Origin of the sequence: Bombella intestini, from assembly GCF_002003665.1 — a bacterium.
GTDB classification, from domain to species: Bacteria; Pseudomonadota; Alphaproteobacteria; order Acetobacterales; family Acetobacteraceae; genus Bombella; species Bombella intestini.
Window position 1 is genome coordinate 192,130 of sequence record NZ_JATM01000002.1, and the last position, 15,046, is coordinate 207,175.

Annotated in this window: 16 protein-coding genes and 1 tRNA gene; 8 read left to right on the plus strand and 9 right to left on the minus strand. The window is 55.1% G+C overall.

Annotated elements, in window-relative coordinates; translation table 11 throughout:
- The 7 genes from AL01_RS04050 to AL01_RS04080 all read left to right on the plus strand — a co-directional run bounded on the left by AL01_RS04050 (position 1) and on the right by AL01_RS04080 (position 6,140).
- Positions 1-843 carry a CheR family methyltransferase gene (locus AL01_RS04050; RefSeq protein WP_077396174.1) on the plus strand — a complete coding sequence of 281 codons (843 nt, stop codon included), beginning with the start codon at positions 1-3 and terminating at the stop codon, positions 841-843.
- A 4-nt stretch (positions 844-847) separates the two neighbouring features.
- Positions 848-1,894: a protein-glutamate methylesterase/protein-glutamine glutaminase gene (locus tag AL01_RS04055; RefSeq protein WP_077396176.1), complete on the plus strand. Its 1,047-nt coding sequence runs from the start codon at positions 848-850 to the stop codon at positions 1,892-1,894.
- Positions 1,895-1,974: 80 nt separating this feature from the next.
- The gene (locus tag AL01_RS04060) at positions 1,975-2,364 is read left to right on the plus strand and encodes a response regulator (RefSeq protein WP_077396178.1); all 390 of its coding nucleotides are present in this window, start codon (positions 1,975-1,977) and stop codon (positions 2,362-2,364) included.
- Complete coding sequence (locus tag AL01_RS04065) at positions 2,361-2,822, plus strand: chemotaxis protein CheD (protein ID WP_077396180.1); 462 nt, start codon at positions 2,361-2,363, stop codon at positions 2,820-2,822. Before AL01_RS04060 ends, AL01_RS04065 begins: the two co-directional genes overlap by 4 nt.
- A gap of 47 nt (positions 2,823-2,869) precedes the next feature.
- A complete protein-coding gene (locus AL01_RS04070) occupies positions 2,870-3,256 on the plus strand; it encodes a hypothetical protein (protein ID WP_077396181.1) in 387 nt (128 codons plus the stop codon).
- A 96-nt stretch (positions 3,257-3,352) separates the two neighbouring features.
- The gene (locus AL01_RS04075; RefSeq protein ID WP_077396183.1) at positions 3,353-4,192 is read left to right on the plus strand and encodes a hypothetical protein; all 840 of its coding nucleotides are present in this window, start codon (positions 3,353-3,355) and stop codon (positions 4,190-4,192) included.
- Positions 4,193-4,295: 103 nt separating this feature from the next.
- On the plus strand, positions 4,296-6,140 hold the full coding sequence (locus AL01_RS04080; RefSeq protein WP_241502694.1) for a carbohydrate porin: 1,845 nt from the start codon (positions 4,296-4,298) through the stop codon (positions 6,138-6,140).
- 93 nt (positions 6,141-6,233) lie between these two features.
- Here the strand turns inward: AL01_RS04080 and AL01_RS04085 are convergent, their stop codons facing one another.
- From AL01_RS04085 to AL01_RS04100, 4 genes are all read right to left on the minus strand, one after another.
- The gene (locus AL01_RS04085; RefSeq protein ID WP_077396184.1) at positions 6,234-6,725 is read right to left on the minus strand and encodes a phosphate-starvation-inducible PsiE family protein; all 492 of its coding nucleotides are present in this window, start codon (positions 6,723-6,725) and stop codon (positions 6,234-6,236) included.
- A gap of 499 nt (positions 6,726-7,224) precedes the next feature.
- Positions 7,225-7,299 (minus strand) — tRNA-Thr (locus AL01_RS04090).
- Positions 7,300-7,421: 122 nt separating this feature from the next.
- Entirely contained in the window at positions 7,422-7,634 is a 213-nt protein-coding gene (locus AL01_RS04095; protein WP_077396185.1) for a hypothetical protein, read from the minus strand.
- Between the two features lie 47 nt (positions 7,635-7,681).
- Positions 7,682-8,800 carry an Mrp/NBP35 family ATP-binding protein gene (locus tag AL01_RS04100; RefSeq protein ID WP_077396186.1) on the minus strand — a complete coding sequence of 373 codons (1,119 nt, stop codon included), beginning with the start codon at positions 8,798-8,800 and terminating at the stop codon, positions 7,682-7,684.
- A gap of 113 nt (positions 8,801-8,913) precedes the next feature.
- On the opposite strand from AL01_RS04100, the gene AL01_RS04105 reads away from it, so the two are divergent.
- Positions 8,914-10,530, plus strand: coding sequence for a Do family serine endopeptidase (locus tag AL01_RS04105; RefSeq protein WP_077396187.1), 1,617 nt, complete (start codon positions 8,914-8,916; stop codon positions 10,528-10,530).
- A gap of 15 nt (positions 10,531-10,545) precedes the next feature.
- Here the strand turns inward: AL01_RS04105 and AL01_RS04110 are convergent, their stop codons facing one another.
- The 5 genes from AL01_RS04110 to AL01_RS04130 all read right to left on the minus strand — a co-directional run bounded on the left by AL01_RS04110 (position 10,546) and on the right by AL01_RS04130 (position 15,015).
- Positions 10,546-11,379 (minus strand): TerB family tellurite resistance protein, encoded by an 834-nt coding sequence (locus AL01_RS04110; RefSeq protein WP_077396188.1) that lies wholly within the window; start codon positions 11,377-11,379, stop codon positions 10,546-10,548.
- 36 nt (positions 11,380-11,415) lie between these two features.
- Positions 11,416-11,703 (minus strand): ribbon-helix-helix domain-containing protein, encoded by a 288-nt coding sequence (locus tag AL01_RS04115; RefSeq protein ID WP_077396189.1) that lies wholly within the window; start codon positions 11,701-11,703, stop codon positions 11,416-11,418.
- 334 nt (positions 11,704-12,037) lie between these two features.
- Positions 12,038-13,186 carry a tRNA guanosine(34) transglycosylase Tgt gene (gene tgt, locus AL01_RS04120; protein ID WP_077396338.1) on the minus strand — a complete coding sequence of 383 codons (1,149 nt, stop codon included), beginning with the start codon at positions 13,184-13,186 and terminating at the stop codon, positions 12,038-12,040.
- Between the two features lie 41 nt (positions 13,187-13,227).
- Entirely contained in the window at positions 13,228-14,292 is a 1,065-nt protein-coding gene (queA, locus tag AL01_RS04125) for a tRNA preQ1(34) S-adenosylmethionine ribosyltransferase-isomerase QueA (protein WP_077396190.1), read from the minus strand.
- A 117-nt stretch (positions 14,293-14,409) separates the two neighbouring features.
- The gene (locus AL01_RS04130; protein WP_241502695.1) at positions 14,410-15,015 is read right to left on the minus strand and encodes an MlaC/ttg2D family ABC transporter substrate-binding protein; all 606 of its coding nucleotides are present in this window, start codon (positions 15,013-15,015) and stop codon (positions 14,410-14,412) included.
- Positions 15,016-15,046: the final 31 nt, after the last annotated feature.

The following is a 15,046-nucleotide window of genomic DNA, read 5'->3' on the forward strand; positions in this document are numbered from 1 at the left end:
ATGACGACTATGGAGCCACAGGGCGGCTTTTCCTATTCGGAGGCTGATTTCCGGCGGGTGCAGGACATTGCCCGGAGGGAAGCGGGAATTAATCTGCCCATCTCCAAGCGCAGTCTTGTTTTCTCCCGTGTGTCCCGGCGCATCCGTGCGACTGGGCGGGCTTCCTTTCGTGATTATCTGGATTATGTCAGCGGGCGGGAGGGACAAGACGAGCTAAAGGAGCTCATTTGCGTTCTGACAACCAATGTGACGCAATTCTTCCGGGAGAAAAGCCATTTTGAGCATCTGGAAGCGCATGTCCTGCCGCAGCTGGGAGAAAAACTGCGTGCCGGGGGGCGGGGGCGGCTTTGGTCGGCGGCCTGCTCGACCGGGCAGGAACCGTGGAGCATGGCAATGTCCGTTATGGCGGAGCTGCCAGATGCCTTGCGGATGGACCTGAAGATTCTAGCTACGGACATCAATCACGCTGTGGTGGAGACGGGGCGCATCGGCCAGTACCCCGCAGAGGAGGTCCGAAGTGTGCCCCAACGCTGGCAGGATGCCTATATGGAACCTATGGAGATGGAGCAGGTTAGCATGGCGCGGGAGATACGGCGCCTTGTTACGTTCCGGCCGCTCAATCTTAATCGGGAATGGCCTTTCAAGGGCCAGTTTGACGTCATCTTTTGTCGGAATGTCGTGATCTATTTTGATGACGAAACCCGTAATGCTCTGTGGAAGAGGCTTGCGGATCGGCTGGTGCCGGGTGGATTCCTCTACGTTGGTCATTCCGAGCGGGTGGACTGCATTAGGGAATGTCACCTTGAGGCTGTGGCACCGACAATCTACATGAAAAAGGGTTGAGGCCATGAAAGAACGGGTCAAGGTTCTTGTAGTGGATGATTCAAGAACCGCCAGAGAGCTGATCAAACGCTCTTTTCTCAAATATCCCGAGATTGATGTTATTGGCATGGCCTCGAACCCGATCGAGGCACGGGATCTCATCATTGCTGACCAGCCGGATGTCATTACGCTGGATATTGAAATGCCGGGCATGAATGGACTTCAGTTTCTGGAGAAGATCATGCGGTTACGACCAATCCCGGTGGTGATGGTGTCCAGCATGACCACACGGGGGGCCAATACGGCCATTACGGCTCTTCAGATGGGGGCTTTTGAATGTTTCCCAAAACAGGGCGGGACAGGGGAGGCTTTTGCCGGTTTGGGGCAGATCGTGTTGGAGGCTGCCCGGTACCAGCCCGGCCTGCGGCAGGTTGTTCCAGCGGGGGGACGGCCGGTGCGGATGGCACCCCTCACGGGAAGTGCTGCCGCTACATGGCGTACATCGTTCGATGTAGTGGGCATTGGCTCCTCCACTGGCGGGGTGGAAGCGGTGGAAGAGGTGATCAAGGATTTCCCGGCTAACAGCCCACCCATCGTTATTTGCCAGCATATGCCATCACTTTATACATCCAGCTTTGCCGCACGGTTGGATAGCCTCATCCCTCAGCTTTCTGTTGCCGAGGCGCAGGATGGGGAAATGCTGGCCCCCGGTATGGTCCGCATCGCTCCCGGTGGAGAGACGCATCTTGTTTTGGAGGGCCACGCGCCGCGGCTCTTTACAAAATTGCGAGCGGGAGAGCCTGTTGGTGGGCATCGGCCCTCGGTGGATAGGCTCTTCCATTCCATCGCCCAGACGGCAGGCAGTACCTCGCTGGGCATTATCCTGACGGGAATGGGGCGGGATGGAGCCGAAGGGCTGCTGGCCATGCGGCAGGCTGGGGCCCGGACCATCGGGCAGGACAGGGCTTCCTCCGTTGTGTATGGCATGCCCCGTGTCGCTGCTGAGCTGGGCGCCGTAGAGAAGGTGGGATCCCTGATGGAGATCCCCGGTCTTGCTATGGGCATGCATTAGAAGACAGGAGTGCCCGATATGGCACTCTTTATGTCAGGCGATCCTGACGAGTGATTATCAGAAGGCAGAAAGGTTCATAAATGCCGTCCGCATCTCAGATTCGAGCTTTAATTGTAGATGATCAGGCTTCCATTCGGCAGGTTCTTGCTAGCCATATGGCGGCTCTTGGCTTTAAGGGAGTCGTGCAACGCAAGGATGGGAAAGAGGCTCTGGATTATCTGGAAGCTAATCCTATTCATCTGGTGATTTCCGATTTCAATATGCCGGGAATGGATGGCCTAGCCTTGCTGGAGGCTGTGCGCTCTAACCCGAAGACGGCTAAACTGGCGTTTATCATCCTTACGGGTGAGGCTAATGCCGGGCTTGTGCAGAAGGCCGTGGCAGCCGGAGTTAATAACTTTCTGGCCAAGCCGTATACGGTCGCCAAGTTGAAGGAAACCCTAGAGAAAGTTTTCGGGCCCATCAGGTGACGGAAACGCTGAAGATCACGACTGTTATTCAGGGGGAGATCGCCATTTCGGACGATCCCAGCGTGGTGTTCGGCACGTTGCTGGGGTCGTGCATTTCGGTCTGCATGTATGATCCTCAGGCAGGTGTTGGGGGAATGAACCATTTTCTCCTGCCGGGGGAGGACTGCCTAGGAAGCATGGATGCAGCAGCTTATCTGTATGGGATCAACGCCATGAAAGCGTTGGAGGCCGGGATCATAAAAGCAGGGGGTGGGCGGGAGCGTCTGCAATGCAAGGCTTTTGGCGGGGCCGCTGTGCTGTCCATCGCAAGCGATGTTGGGCAGGAGAATGTCGGTTTCCTTCTGGATTATTTCCGGAGGGAGGATATTCGCTGCGTGTCTTACAGCTTTGGTGGTAGCCAGGTACGGCGTATTCGTTTCTGGCCGACAACAGGAAAAGTCTTGCAAAACCTGTGCTGAGGTCTGGTTTTACAAGCCGGAGGCACTGGTATGGAGAAAGAAAGATAATGTCCAAGGAAACAGGAGCCCAGCCTGTCGGAGGGGCAGATACCATAAGGACTTCCGTGCTGATGGAGAGGCTGGGAGCCATTCTGGATGATGTCTGTGGTCGCCTTGCCGATGTTCAGGCCGTTGTCTCGGATTATGTCGGAACTGGGCAGCTTGACCACGGCCAGATGGAGCGGCTCCAGAGTCTTGACGCCCTAACGCAGGAGGTGGAGGCTGTCCGCACCGTGCTGGAGCAGGTAGAGCAGGCCGCTCCGGGGACTGGAAATCCATGTTACGGCATGGGAGTTGTTCTTGATGGTGTAAGGCTCTCCCAGATAAGGGACATGCTACGGCATGGTCAGATAGTGGCCAAGCAGGAAGATAGGGGTAATTTTACATTGTTTTGACCCTAACCTATGCTCTATGTGACGGGTAGAGCAAGGTTATACGTGGTGGCACTGCATGGTTGTGGCTGATCGCCCTGGAGTATCTGGAGGCAGGTGATGGCAGGCAGAGAACAGAGAACGGATCTGATTGGTGTCATCACTGAAACTGCGTATGGTGCTGTTTTTCAGCCGCAGGGCCGTATTGAGAAGCCAGCGGACCGTTTTTTGGCAGGATACCATGAGTCAGCCGGACTTGTGGGCATGGGTGTGCAGATGCTTCCTGTCCTTTTGCAAGGGCCATGGCCCTTCCCCGGTACGGGTAGGCCGGGGCATGAGAAACGCTGCCTTATCGGGCTGAATGATGGTAGCGGCAACAATAGTATTTATGACTCAATTTTGCGTCATCATCCACCATTGATACGGGAAGTGGATGAAATTGTTATTTCTTTTATCCCAGTTGATATGTTTCAGCACTGCTCTGTCAATGAAGCTTTGAATATTGGCCGACTCTCAGCTTGTTTTGACCTTGCTGCATGGTTTGTTGATACAATGCCTGGTCATGCAAGTAGTGGTTTTTATGAGCTGACAAAGCAGGATGTCAAAGTGCTGTCATTAGGTATTCTAACAAATATTCTGGTGACATGGCTTTATGGTATGGACGTTCTCTCTCGTAGAGCCTTGCAGAAGATGCGTCTGGCGATCTCCGGGATTGTGATGGAGAATCTGGCAGTGCTGAAGCTGGGGTCTAGGGCTTATAACGGCACTGCTGTTGCATCTGGAACATGTTTGGTGGAAGCGTTCATGAGGTTATATCCCGGTATGATGGACCGGGTGGCCAGAATGCTCGCTTGTTGCTCGGAGGAAGATATCCTCCAAACGGCTGTCAGCCCGGAAAGGCTGTGCCATGATGTGCTTAATAAGTCACTTAATTTTTTTCAAAGCGAACGACCCGTGTAAATCACTTTTTTTTGTCAGATTTTCCTTATAGATAGGCGCTGAACACCGCTTTGTAATGCGTTTTTGTGGTAGTCTGGGTTGGTCATTGGGGAGAATTAGGAATATGGCAGCGTCTTCTATGCTGGCTATTCTGCGTCTTTTTGAGAAAAAAGTATTTATGAGAGCAGGTTCTTCCTGTTTTTCAGCAGCGGCCGTTGTATGTTTGGGGGTTTCTTCTGCATGGGCGGCAGAAAGTGGCAGGGATGGTCAGCCTCTGCTCTATTCGGCACAGGGTGCATTGTCCCATGCTATGCAGACGCCTTCTGTTGTGAAGCGGACAGAGACAGCACCGGGAAAGCAGGCCGCCTTCACACGGGACGGCAGGACGGTATCTCAGCCTTCCGTGGTGAAAAAGCCAGAGATGGTGAATGCGGAGAAAGCCGCTGCGGCTTATATTCACCACATGGGGTTGCGGCGGCGTCCTTACTCTAATTACCCGGATCAAGAATTCGGCGTGTTTGGTGAGAACGGACGAGAACTGCTAGAGCGTGTGAACATTCCTCTGCATGAGGGAGATCCGCTTAACAATGATGGTCCGCCGCTTCCTCGGCCGGAGGCCATCTTGCAAAAAATGCATTGGAATGAATGGCTGCGTGAGCGTGGTGTGGCCTTCATGTTGGATAATACCAACGAATTTGCCGGTGCTATTACCTCCCCTACAAAAGGGCTGGGGCTGAAGCAGGGTTCTTCCAATGCTGGGCAGTACAGTCTTGAGAATGATATCGACTGGAACAAACTAGCGGGAATCCGTGGGTTTCAGACCCATATCATTGGTGTTGGCCGTTACGGTATTCCGGCCAGCAGGATGTTTGGCGATAATGTGAACCCCAGCCAGGAAATCTATGGCGGTGGCGGCAATGTGGTGTTCCACCTTATTCATTTCTATGGTGAGGAAACCCTTTGGGGAGGGCGGCTGAATATTGCTGCAGGCCGTATGTCCACCAATACGGACTTCGCCAACAGCCCGATCTACTGTAACTTCATGAACAACGCCTTCTGCGGAAATCCCAAGGCGGTTACAGATACATACACACGGTCATCTTACCCGGGGACGAGCTGGGGTGCCCGTGTTCGTGGGCGGCCCACGGACAGCACTTATATTCAGGTTGGTATCTATTTTCCTGAACGAGGCATCTATGGGGTGCAGGAAAACCGTACGGGTTTCAAGTTTAACGGTGCCAATATCAGTGGTGTGCTGACCCCGATCGAAATTGGGTGGGAGCCTGAATTCGGCAAGGCGAAGTTGCCGGGGCATTATAAATTTGGTTTTGCCCCAGATACATCAGATCATTACTTGGGTGTGTATAACCCGCCGAACCGCCGTAATGCGTGGCGAACTCGGATGACCGTTCCTAATTGTCCGACCTGTCAGGGGGTTGGTGATGAGGTACCGGGTACGGGTATTCGCCGTAACTTCAATTGGGGTCTTTGGTTCCTAGCGGATCAGATGATCATGAAGAATAAGACGGCTGATACGCTTGAAGGTGGTCTTGTTGCCTTCTTTGATGCCTACTGGAATAAGGCTGACACGGCCATGCGTGGTAAGCTCTACGCTTTCGGGCTGGTCGATACGGGTTTCTGGGCGGCTCGCCCGCTGGATACAGTGGGTATTTCCTTCTCCTACACCGGCTCCAGCCGTTACACTCGTGATGCTCAGCGGTTCCAGATCGCACATGGTATGGTCCCGGCCGCAGGCAGTGCTTATTACCAGAGTGGCGGTGCACCGCTCATGTGGGGGTCTTATGGTGAGCAGCGTTGGGGCGGTACATTTGAAGCAACTTATCGCATCCATGTCATGCGTGGTGTGACCTTCGCACCGGACTTCCAGTACTTCTTCAACCCGGGTATGCAGCGGGTTTTGAAGGATGCGGCCATGCTAGGTTTCAAGTCGCACATTCAGTTGTTCTGATGATGAATACAGCCTGCCGCTCCTGATGAAGGAGCCGGGCTTTTTGCCCCCTTTCCGGCGCTACGGCTGGAGAGGGGGTTTTTTATAAGGTGGTTACTGATTGGGTGATGATGTTTGCTGGGGAACAGCAGAAGGGTCCGTACGGGCCATGGCTTTGCCACGGACGAGCCAGTAAGCAGCGGAGAGGGATAGAACAGCGGCTGAAAGAGCCAGAAGCTCACTGACATTCACGCCATTCAGGTCTAGCACGATGAATTTGCGCACAGCGGCCATCATGCCGATGAGAAGAACAGAGCGCATACGGATCATCCCCTGCGATTCAGAACCGGGGAGAACGAGAATGGAATGGCGGAACTCCAGCGCAATGAGAACAGTGAAGAAGAGGCCGAAGATTTCCTGAAGGACAGCTGGCTCTGTCGGATTGAGGCCAGCATGGATGGTCAGTCTTGCCACTGCCACCACGACATGCAGCAGCCCAAGGCACGCCACCAGCGTAATACAGACAGACAGGATCAGCATGGCCGCTCCCTCGAACATGTCGAACAGACGGGACAGCCTGAGGAAGCCGGGCAGTGTGTTTTTCATAAGGTAGGGGGTGCCTCTGTTATGGGAGGGTAATGAAATTATGCCGCTTCTAACTTATTCTACCGAGGGAAGGAAAGCAGGGGGGAAGTGAAGGCACGGGAAAGGCGCTTTGGCGGCTATGTGGATATAGAGAGCCATTATTTTACGGCGATTCATGAGATGCTGCCGTACGGAGGGAGGCTAAATAAGATGGCGAGAGCGACCGTATTTTTACGGTTTTAGACGCAGCATTGCTTGTGAGCGATGGGGTCGTAATAGCTGTATGTCGTAGCTGATTAAGGCATGACGTGCAGAAGCACCGATATACGATGTGACCCGAGGCCAGGTCATAGCCTAATGAAAATGATCGAGATGTATGGAGGGCTAACCAAACGAATCTAGTAAGGGACGATTCGTCTATATCCGGGTTTTTATCCGATCCTGTACACGCCATATGCGCTGCGTGCGCTACATGTGCGCATCCTGAGATGCCTAAAAACGGCAGAATGACGGGAAACTGTGGTGCCGGATGAGAGATTCGAACTCCCGGCCTTCGGTTTACAAAACCGCTGCACTACCACTGTGCTAATCCGGCGACGGAGGCGTACATCTCATCTTTTCTCTTAGAAATCAAGTGAAAAATCATGAAGTGGAGAAAAAAATCCCGGCCATTAGCCCAAGCCGGGATAAAAATGAGTGAAAACTCACCCGGTAATATCAATGGGTTGTAGGGACGGTAGGTGTCTGACGCTGCATGAGATGCTCCGGAGGTGCCAGAACAGGGCCATCTTGTACGAAGCCATACCCATCAGACGAAAGGCCACGATGGCTGACAGTCTGGTCGGCTCTGGTGCAGGCACTTACGCTGAGCAGAGACAGGACGGCGAGCCCGGTCGGGAGAAGAGCGTGTGAAAGAGAGAAACGGAACATGGTTTTTTCAGTGCTCAATCAGAAGAGGATAGGACGTCTCTGGAGGGTTAGCCTTGGGAGGGGAATAGTCTGTCCTTCAGGGCAAGGGCTATAGCCCTATAGGCCTGAGATGCCTGATGCTCTGGCTCCCGCAGGACAAGAGGTGTGCCCTCATCTGCACTGCATCTTATGTCCCGTAGGAGGGGGATCTCACCTAGGAAAGGAATATTGAGTTTTTCTGCTTCTTTTCGTGCCCCACCATGCCCGAATAGATCGGTTCTTTCTTGGCAGTGTGGGCAGCAGAAGTAGGACATGTTTTCAATTAGCCCTAGAATAGGCGTGTCTGTTTTTTCAAATAGCGTTACACCCCTGCGGGCATCCAGAAGGGCAATATCCTGCGGGGTGGAGACAATGACAGCACCACCAGCCTGCAATTTGTCTGAAAGTTTACGGGTCAGGGTCAGTTGGGCATCGCCGGTGCCGGGTGGCAGATCGACCACCAGCACATCTAATGCTCCCCATGAGACATCACTCATGAGCTGGGTTAAGGCACCCATGACCATTGGGCCACGCCAGATCATCGCCTGTTCTTTGTCCACCAGATAGCCTATGGACATGCTTTCCATGCCCCAACGCTCTAGCGGGCGTAATTTGCCATCCTCGACAGTAGGCTTTTGGTCTTCTCCGAGCATGTGGGGCAGGGAAGGACCGTAGATGTCTGCATCTAGTAGGCCAGTTTTTAGGCCCAACCGGGCTAAACTACATGCCAGATTAACGGCTGTAGTGGATTTTCCTACCCCACCCTTGCCAGAGGCCACGGCAATGACGGACCGGACGTTTGGCAGGCACGCCTCCGGTGGGGCCGAGCGGCCTGTTGGTCGCTTCCCTAAGGCCAGAGGACGATGCCCGCTCTCTGCGCTGGCCTTGCGGGGAGTGGCTGCAGTAGGGCGATGAGCAGTCAAGGATAGGGTCAGATTGTTGACAGAAGGATGCTGCTTGAGCCTCTCCTCCAATGTGGTTTGAGCTTTATGAAGAAAAGCTGCACCGTCTGCGGTAGTCCGCAGAATGAGGTGGAGATGGCCATTCTTTAATGTCAGGGCCTCTATACTGGTTGGGGTTGAGGGGCCTTCTGCTGTGAGAAATTCAGAGATGAGGTCTTTCAGGGAAGACATGTCGGTAGCTGTCATGGGGCAAGACCTCTCATGCGATGCCCTTTGTGAGGCAAAAAAACATAAACTTATCGGCTGGAAGGATGACGTCCGCCCTGCCGTGGAGTAGATTTTACAGCATGATCCGATTCATGTCTTCCTGTCTTCCGTCTTCCTCCCGCAAGAGGGTAGCCCGCTGGCTCTCCTGCGCTGTCGTATCTGGTGTTCTGGGGAATACTGCTGGGGCTTGGGCGCAAGCCTCCGAGCCTGAGCCGACCTTGCCGGTTGAAGAGACGCAGCAAGGGAGCAGCGCAACCACTCGTGCAGCGCATGAGGCGGCCATGATGCCCGGTTTTGCGGCGTTGGTGGATAGGCTCTTGCCAGCGGTGGTTAATATTTCCGTCTCTAGTGTGATCCATCCTGATGATCACCAATCGGAAGGCCCGGATGGCAGTACGCCGTCTGGTCCACAATCATCGCCTTTCCCACCGGGGTCGCCACTGGAGAAGTTCTTTCATGATTATCTCCATCGCCGGCATGGGGATGGCAAACCAGCCCGACAGGTGCAGGCATTGGGGTCTGGCTTCATCATCGACCCATCCGGTGTGGTGGTAACGAATAATCACGTCATTGATAATGCTCAGCAGGTGAGCGTGACTCTGTCGGATGGAACAGAATATCCAGCCCGGATTGTGGGCCGGGACAGCAAGGAGGACCTGGCCGTCCTGCAGGTGAAGGCTGATCGGCCTCTGCCTTCTGTTCCTCTGGGGCATAGCGATGAGGCCCGCATTGGTGATTGGGTGCTGGCCATTGGTAATCCGTTCGGGCTGAGCGGCACAGTGACGGCAGGCATCATCTCATCCCGCAAGCGTAATGTGGATCATGGTTTGTATGATGACTTCATCCAAACGGATGCGGCTATCAATCATGGGAACTCAGGTGGGCCGCTTTTTAATCTCAAAGGTGAGGTTATTGGGATTAATACGCTGATCTATGGTGGCTCTGGCGGGGATTCTATTGGCATTGGTTTTGCCATCCCTTCTGATGATGCACGGGGCATTATTAACCAGTTACGGCAGACCGGTTATGTCCGGCGGGGTTGGCTGGGGGTGCGTTATCAGGATGTCACTCGGAGTATGGCAGAAGACCTTGATTTTCATAAGATTGATGCTGGTAAAGAGCGAGGTACGGGGGCCATTGTCGCAGAAATTGACAAGGGGGGACCTGCCCAGAAGGCGGGGGTGCAGATTGGCGATATCCTAACCTCTCTGAATGGCCAGCCTGTGACAGGTCAGACCTTACCGCGGCTTGTGGCGGGGTATCAGCCGGGAGAGACGGTACATTTTATTCTTTGGCGGCGGGGGGTGTATCAGAATCTGGACCTAACGCTAGGTCGAAATCCTGAGGAGAAAGACCCTCTTCCTTCCGATACGCATCCGCCCGAGCATCCGGTAAAAACTCTGCGGGAACTTGGTGTGAAACTGGGGGTAGTCGACCAGACAGCACGCACACAGTACGGTCTGACGGATAGCCAACGTGGCGTGCTGGTGATGCGGGTTTATGATGGTAGCCCCGCTGCTAGCCGTGGGCTGGCGGAAGGGAATCTTATTCTTCAGGTCGGGCAGCAGGAGGTCAATACGCCAGAGTCTTTACAGACTGCGCTGGATCGTGCTCGTGAGCTGAAGAAGGCGGATATTCTGCTGCTAGTGCAGGATGGTGAGGGTTTGCGCTGGGTGGCCGTACCGTTGGGGGGACAGCCCCAGCCCTAAGGGGAAAGGCCTGTTTTACAGGCCACGGTCCCGTTTGATCTGGTCCCATGCGGCATTGATGCGGGCTACACGTTCTTGCGCTGCTTGACGTTGGGCATCGCTCATAGGCCGCTGGGCGAGACGGTCCGGGTGATATTCACGGATCAATATGCGCCAGCGGGCTCTGACCTCGCCGTCACTGGCTGTCGCACTGATCCCCAGAATGCGATAACATTCTGCTGCGGAAGAGGTAGAGGCAGCTCGGGACTGCCCTTCCTCAGCTCGTTCCCATGCTCGTTTTGAGAGGCGGAAAGCCTTGTGCGTGCGGAGGAGGTAATCCATTTCCGCAGGATGTAGCGGCGCACCGGCGGGTAGGTCTGCCTTAGCGATACGGAAAAGAACGCTAAGTAGTGTTTCCAGTGGTTCCGGCTTGTCGGCAAAAGCCCGGCCTAGCTCCCGTGCGTAAAGCTCGAAATCATCTGTCCTATTTCGGGCTTTGTCAAAAAGCAGACCAACTTCTTTCTGGTTTTCTTCAGGAAAGCGGAAAGCCCCTTTGAAGGCATTAATCTCTGCCCGGTTTACGGGGCCATCAATGCGAGCCAATTTTGCCGAGAGCGTAACAACCCCCAACCCGTAAAGCTGATCTGTCTTGCCCATGAGGGCAGAGAGCTTGGCTGCGGTGAAGAAGGCGGCATTATGTGGGTCAGGCTGCCCCCGTGCGGGGAAACGGTCCCCCCATGTGCCAGAAAGTGGGGTGAGGAGTCTGTCCGTGTCGCTCATATGCCCTAAGACAGCCCCTAGAACGCCGCCAATGGGCCCTCCTGCGGCAAATCCGGCAATGCCACCAAACATCTTACCCCAGAAAGCCATTATTGCCTCTCCCTGTTTATATGGTCCGAAACTCTATCATGGGGATGGAAGAGGCGGAACAGGAATATCGTGTCCCTTTGCGCTGGTAGGAGGCTGACGTAGGGCAAAGCGCAGCGCGGTAAGGCGGAGCAGTGAAGCTAGAGTTTGTTCTGGGGGGCGGTGCCGGTCCAGCCGGGCTATAAAGGCCGCAAGGGCGAGATTCTGGGAACGGGCTATGCTTTCCACTACCTGCCAGAATTCGGGTTCCAGAGCGATGGACGTCCTGTGCCCGTATAGGCTGAGGCTACGTTTCTGAAGCTGGGGAGGGGGCGAGTTTTCGTTCATCTAGGAAGTGTGGCAGCTAGTATTATAGATGGAAAGGGATTTTATTTTTAGTTCCAGCGTATTCCGTCTTTATAGGCCCCGAATTTCTTGTGCTTATTTGCTGTTATTATTAATTTTTTCTTTGTGAGGGCGGTAGATTAGACGCTGGAGTTGTAGGTTTGATATGCCCCCGATGGGTGCCCCGGTCCTCATGCTGGTCCATGCCGACATGGGGAACAGCTACCGGGCCTTTATGCCTCTACCAGCGCAGCCTATCAGGTGGCCAGTCCAATCATGCTGGATCTGGCCACTTATCGGGGGAATATGAAGGGGGCAAGCCCCCCGAAAGAATGGTTTAGCCCTGTTGATAGCGGGGCATGGGCCATTCATCTTCACTCCAGTCACCTTTAGCCCAGTTTTGGCGGAGTTCGGCGGCAGTCTGTTCCAGCGTTCCAGCCACGATGGCGGCTCGTATCTGGCGCATGAGCCGCTGGTAATAGGCAAGATTATGGAGTGTCAGGAGCATCGGCCCTAGCATCTCATTAGCCCGGAAGAGATGGTGCAGATAGGCGCGGCTGTATCGGCCTGCCATGGGGCTGTCATCCTCAGGGGAGATGGGGCGGGTATCCTCGGCAAAGCGTGCATTGCGGAGATTGAGCGTGCCGCGCTCTGTATAGGCTCGAGCAGTACGGCCCGCACGGGAGGGCATGACACAGTCGAACATGTCACAGCCTCGCATGACGGCACCTAACAGGTCATCCGGCGTGCCGACACCCATTAGATAACGGGGCTGGTCCTCGGGCAGCATGGGAGTGGTGTAATCCAGCGTGGAGAACATCAGCTCCTGCCCTTCGCCTACAGCCAGCCCGCCGATGGCATAGCCTTCAAAGCCGATCTTTCGCAGGGCAAGGGCGGAGCGTTCCCGCAGGTCTTGCTCCGTGCCACCCTGCACGATGCCGAATTGCCCATAGCCGGGGCGGGCGATGAAGGCCTCACGGGAGCGGGCAGCCCACCGCATGGAGCGTTCCATGGAGGCTTCCAGAACATCCTTTGTGGCAGGGAGGGCGGGACATTCATCAAAAGCCATAGTGATGGTGGCATCTAGCTTGTACTGGATGTCCGTTGAGCTTTCGGGCGTGAGCCGATGGGAGCTGCCATCAATGTGGGAACGGAAGGTGACACCGTCCTCATCCATCTTCCTCAGCGGCCCTAGAGACATGACCTGAAATCCGCCAGAATCTGTCAGGATGGGGCCGGGCCAGTCCATCATGCGGTGCAGTCCGCCGAGACGTTGGACACGTTCAGCCGTAGGGCGCAGCATGAGATGATAGGTATTGCCCAGCACGATGCCAGCCCCGGTAGCCCGGACATTATCCATCGTAATTCCTTTGACGGTCCCGACAGTACCAACCGGCATGAAGGTCGGTGTCGGCACACTGCCGTGGCGGGTATGCAACCAGCCAGCACGTGCTTGCCCGCATTGGGCGTCTTTCTGCCAGTGCATATGGTCAGACGGGGTCAGGGTGGGGCGGATGGATTCAGTCGTCATGGGGCACGTTCCAGAAGGCAGGCATCACCGTAGGAATAAAAGCGCAGCCCCTCGGCGATGGCATGATGATAGGCATGGCGCATGGTCTGTGTACCGGCAAAAGCGCAAACCAGCATAAAAAGCGTAGAACGGGGCAGATGGAAGTTGGTCAGCAACGCATCTACGGCCCGGAAGCGATAGCCGGGTTTGATGAAAATGGAGGTTTCGCCCGTCCATGGATGGACGATCCCTTTTTCATCAGCGGCACTTTCCAGAAGGCGCAAGCTGGTTGTTCCTACGGCAACGACACGCCCCCCATTGGCACGGGTCTCGTTGATGAGGCGGGCCGTTTCTTCGTCAATATGTCCCCATTCCGCATGCATTTTATGTTCGGCAATGGTGCTGCGTACGGGCAGAAACGTGCCAGCCCCGACATGCAGGGTCAGGGTCTGTTTTCTGATTCCTTTAGAGGCCAGAGCCTTCAGTAGGTCTTCTGTAAAGTGCAGTCCCGCTGTTGGGGCAGCTACTGCCCCACGGAAGCGGGAAAAAATGGTGCGATAATCGCTATTGTCCGCCTCGGTTGGGCCGTGAGGGCGGGCAATATAGGGCGGTAGGGCCAGGGCAGCCCGACGTTCCAGAAACGCATCAAACTCATCACCTTCAACCGAGAAACGGATGGTGACGGCACCGTCGCCTTCGTTGGTCAGCACTTCGGCGGTGACAGGGTCGTCCTCAAAGCGAAGTTGATCGCCGGGGCGGAGCTTGCGGGCATTGCGGGCTAGGGCGTGCCATTGGCCTTCTGGCAGGATGCGATCTAGCGTGATACCGATTTTTGCCTCGCCCCGCCGGGCTTCCATCTTGGCCCGTATAACCTCTGTGTCATTGGCTATGAGCAGATCGCCGTCTTTTAGCAGGTCAGGCAGGTTGCGGATGCGATGGAGGGAGAGGGATGCCTCATCGGTCCCGGCAAGGGCAGGTGGGACAACATGCAGGAGCTGCGCCATATCACGGGGGCGGGCAGGCTCTGTGGCGATATGATCCCGAGGGAGGGTGAAGTCAAAAAGTGCGAGATCGTCAGTCATTCAGGGCGATGGTAGTGGGGAGTGCGGGGTAGCTGAAAGGTAGAGTCTTCATTCAGCTAATTAGAGAAAAGGGGGCCGGAGCCCCCTTCCATTGGTTGATTCGTCGCAGGGATGTGCTCAGTCACGACCCAGCTGGTGCTTGAGAGCCATGATGAGTGTCTGCACCTGTCCACCATGACGGGTGAGATAGGTCGTATAATCACTGCGCTGTGTCAGGCGCATGCTGGCACCCTCGCCGTATAGGTCTACGACTTTGGGCGGCTCGCCATCAATGACTGCCGTCATCATGATGGACGGCTGATGGGGGCGGGAAATTTCAAGGGTCACTTTCTGGCCAGCGGGTGAGGGCACAGTGTCTACCAGACGGATGGAAATGTTCTGGTATTCTCCCACACGGGCCATGATTGCGTTCAGCAGGACATCTTGAAACAGTTCAAGATAGAGTTTCTGCTGCTCTGGTGTAGCAACCCGCCAGAAACGGCCGAGGCAGTAGCGACCGATTCCTTGTACATCCACATTGGCAAGCAGAAGTGGCAGAAGGACCTCACGCTTCTTCTCTAGGGAGCCGTCACTATTGAGAACATTGACCAGTTTCCCGCCAAAGTCATTGACGAATGCTTTGGCCTCATCGCCGGAGGGTGCGGCAAAGGCTAGTGTGGGGACGAGAGCGAACAGGCTGGCAGCTCCCAGAATGGTGCGGCGTGTAAGCTGACGGAGCATCATATGTAGGGATCCTTCCAATAAAGGCTATCCT

Bases quoted from the DNA above. Each gene is read 5' to 3' on its own strand.
- AL01_RS04085 (WP_077396184.1), bottom strand. From the start codon at position 6,725: ATGAAAAACACACTGCCCGGCTTCCTCAGGCTGTCCCGTCTGTTCGAC.
- AL01_RS04070 (WP_077396181.1), top strand. From the start codon at position 2,870: ATGTCCAAGGAAACAGGAGCCCAGCCTGTCGGAGGGGCAGATACCATA.
- AL01_RS04110 (WP_077396188.1), bottom strand. From the start codon at position 11,379: ATGGCTTTCTGGGGTAAGATGTTTGGTGGCATTGCCGGATTTGCCGCA.
- AL01_RS04115 (WP_077396189.1), bottom strand. From the start codon at position 11,703: ATGAACGAAAACTCGCCCCCTCCCCAGCTTCAGAAACGTAGCCTCAGC.
- AL01_RS04095 (WP_077396185.1), bottom strand. From the start codon at position 7,634: ATGTTCCGTTTCTCTCTTTCACACGCTCTTCTCCCGACCGGGCTCGCC.
- AL01_RS04055 (WP_077396176.1), top strand. From the start codon at position 848: ATGAAAGAACGGGTCAAGGTTCTTGTAGTGGATGATTCAAGAACCGCC.
- AL01_RS04130 (WP_241502695.1), bottom strand. From the start codon at position 15,015: ATGATGCTCCGTCAGCTTACACGCCGCACCATTCTGGGAGCTGCCAGC.
- AL01_RS04100 (WP_077396186.1), bottom strand. From the start codon at position 8,800: ATGACAGCTACCGACATGTCTTCCCTGAAAGACCTCATCTCTGAATTT.
- queA (WP_077396190.1), bottom strand. From the start codon at position 14,292: ATGACTGACGATCTCGCACTTTTTGACTTCACCCTCCCTCGGGATCAT.
- AL01_RS04050 (WP_077396174.1), top strand. From the start codon at position 1: ATGACGACTATGGAGCCACAGGGCGGCTTTTCCTATTCGGAGGCTGAT.
- AL01_RS04060 (WP_077396178.1), top strand. From the start codon at position 1,975: ATGCCGTCCGCATCTCAGATTCGAGCTTTAATTGTAGATGATCAGGCT.
- AL01_RS04105 (WP_077396187.1), top strand. From the start codon at position 8,914: ATGTCTTCCTGTCTTCCGTCTTCCTCCCGCAAGAGGGTAGCCCGCTGG.
- tgt (WP_077396338.1), bottom strand. From the start codon at position 13,186: ATGCACTGGCAGAAAGACGCCCAATGCGGGCAAGCACGTGCTGGCTGG.
- AL01_RS04080 (WP_241502694.1), top strand. From the start codon at position 4,296: ATGGCAGCGTCTTCTATGCTGGCTATTCTGCGTCTTTTTGAGAAAAAA.
- AL01_RS04075 (WP_077396183.1), top strand. From the start codon at position 3,353: ATGGCAGGCAGAGAACAGAGAACGGATCTGATTGGTGTCATCACTGAA.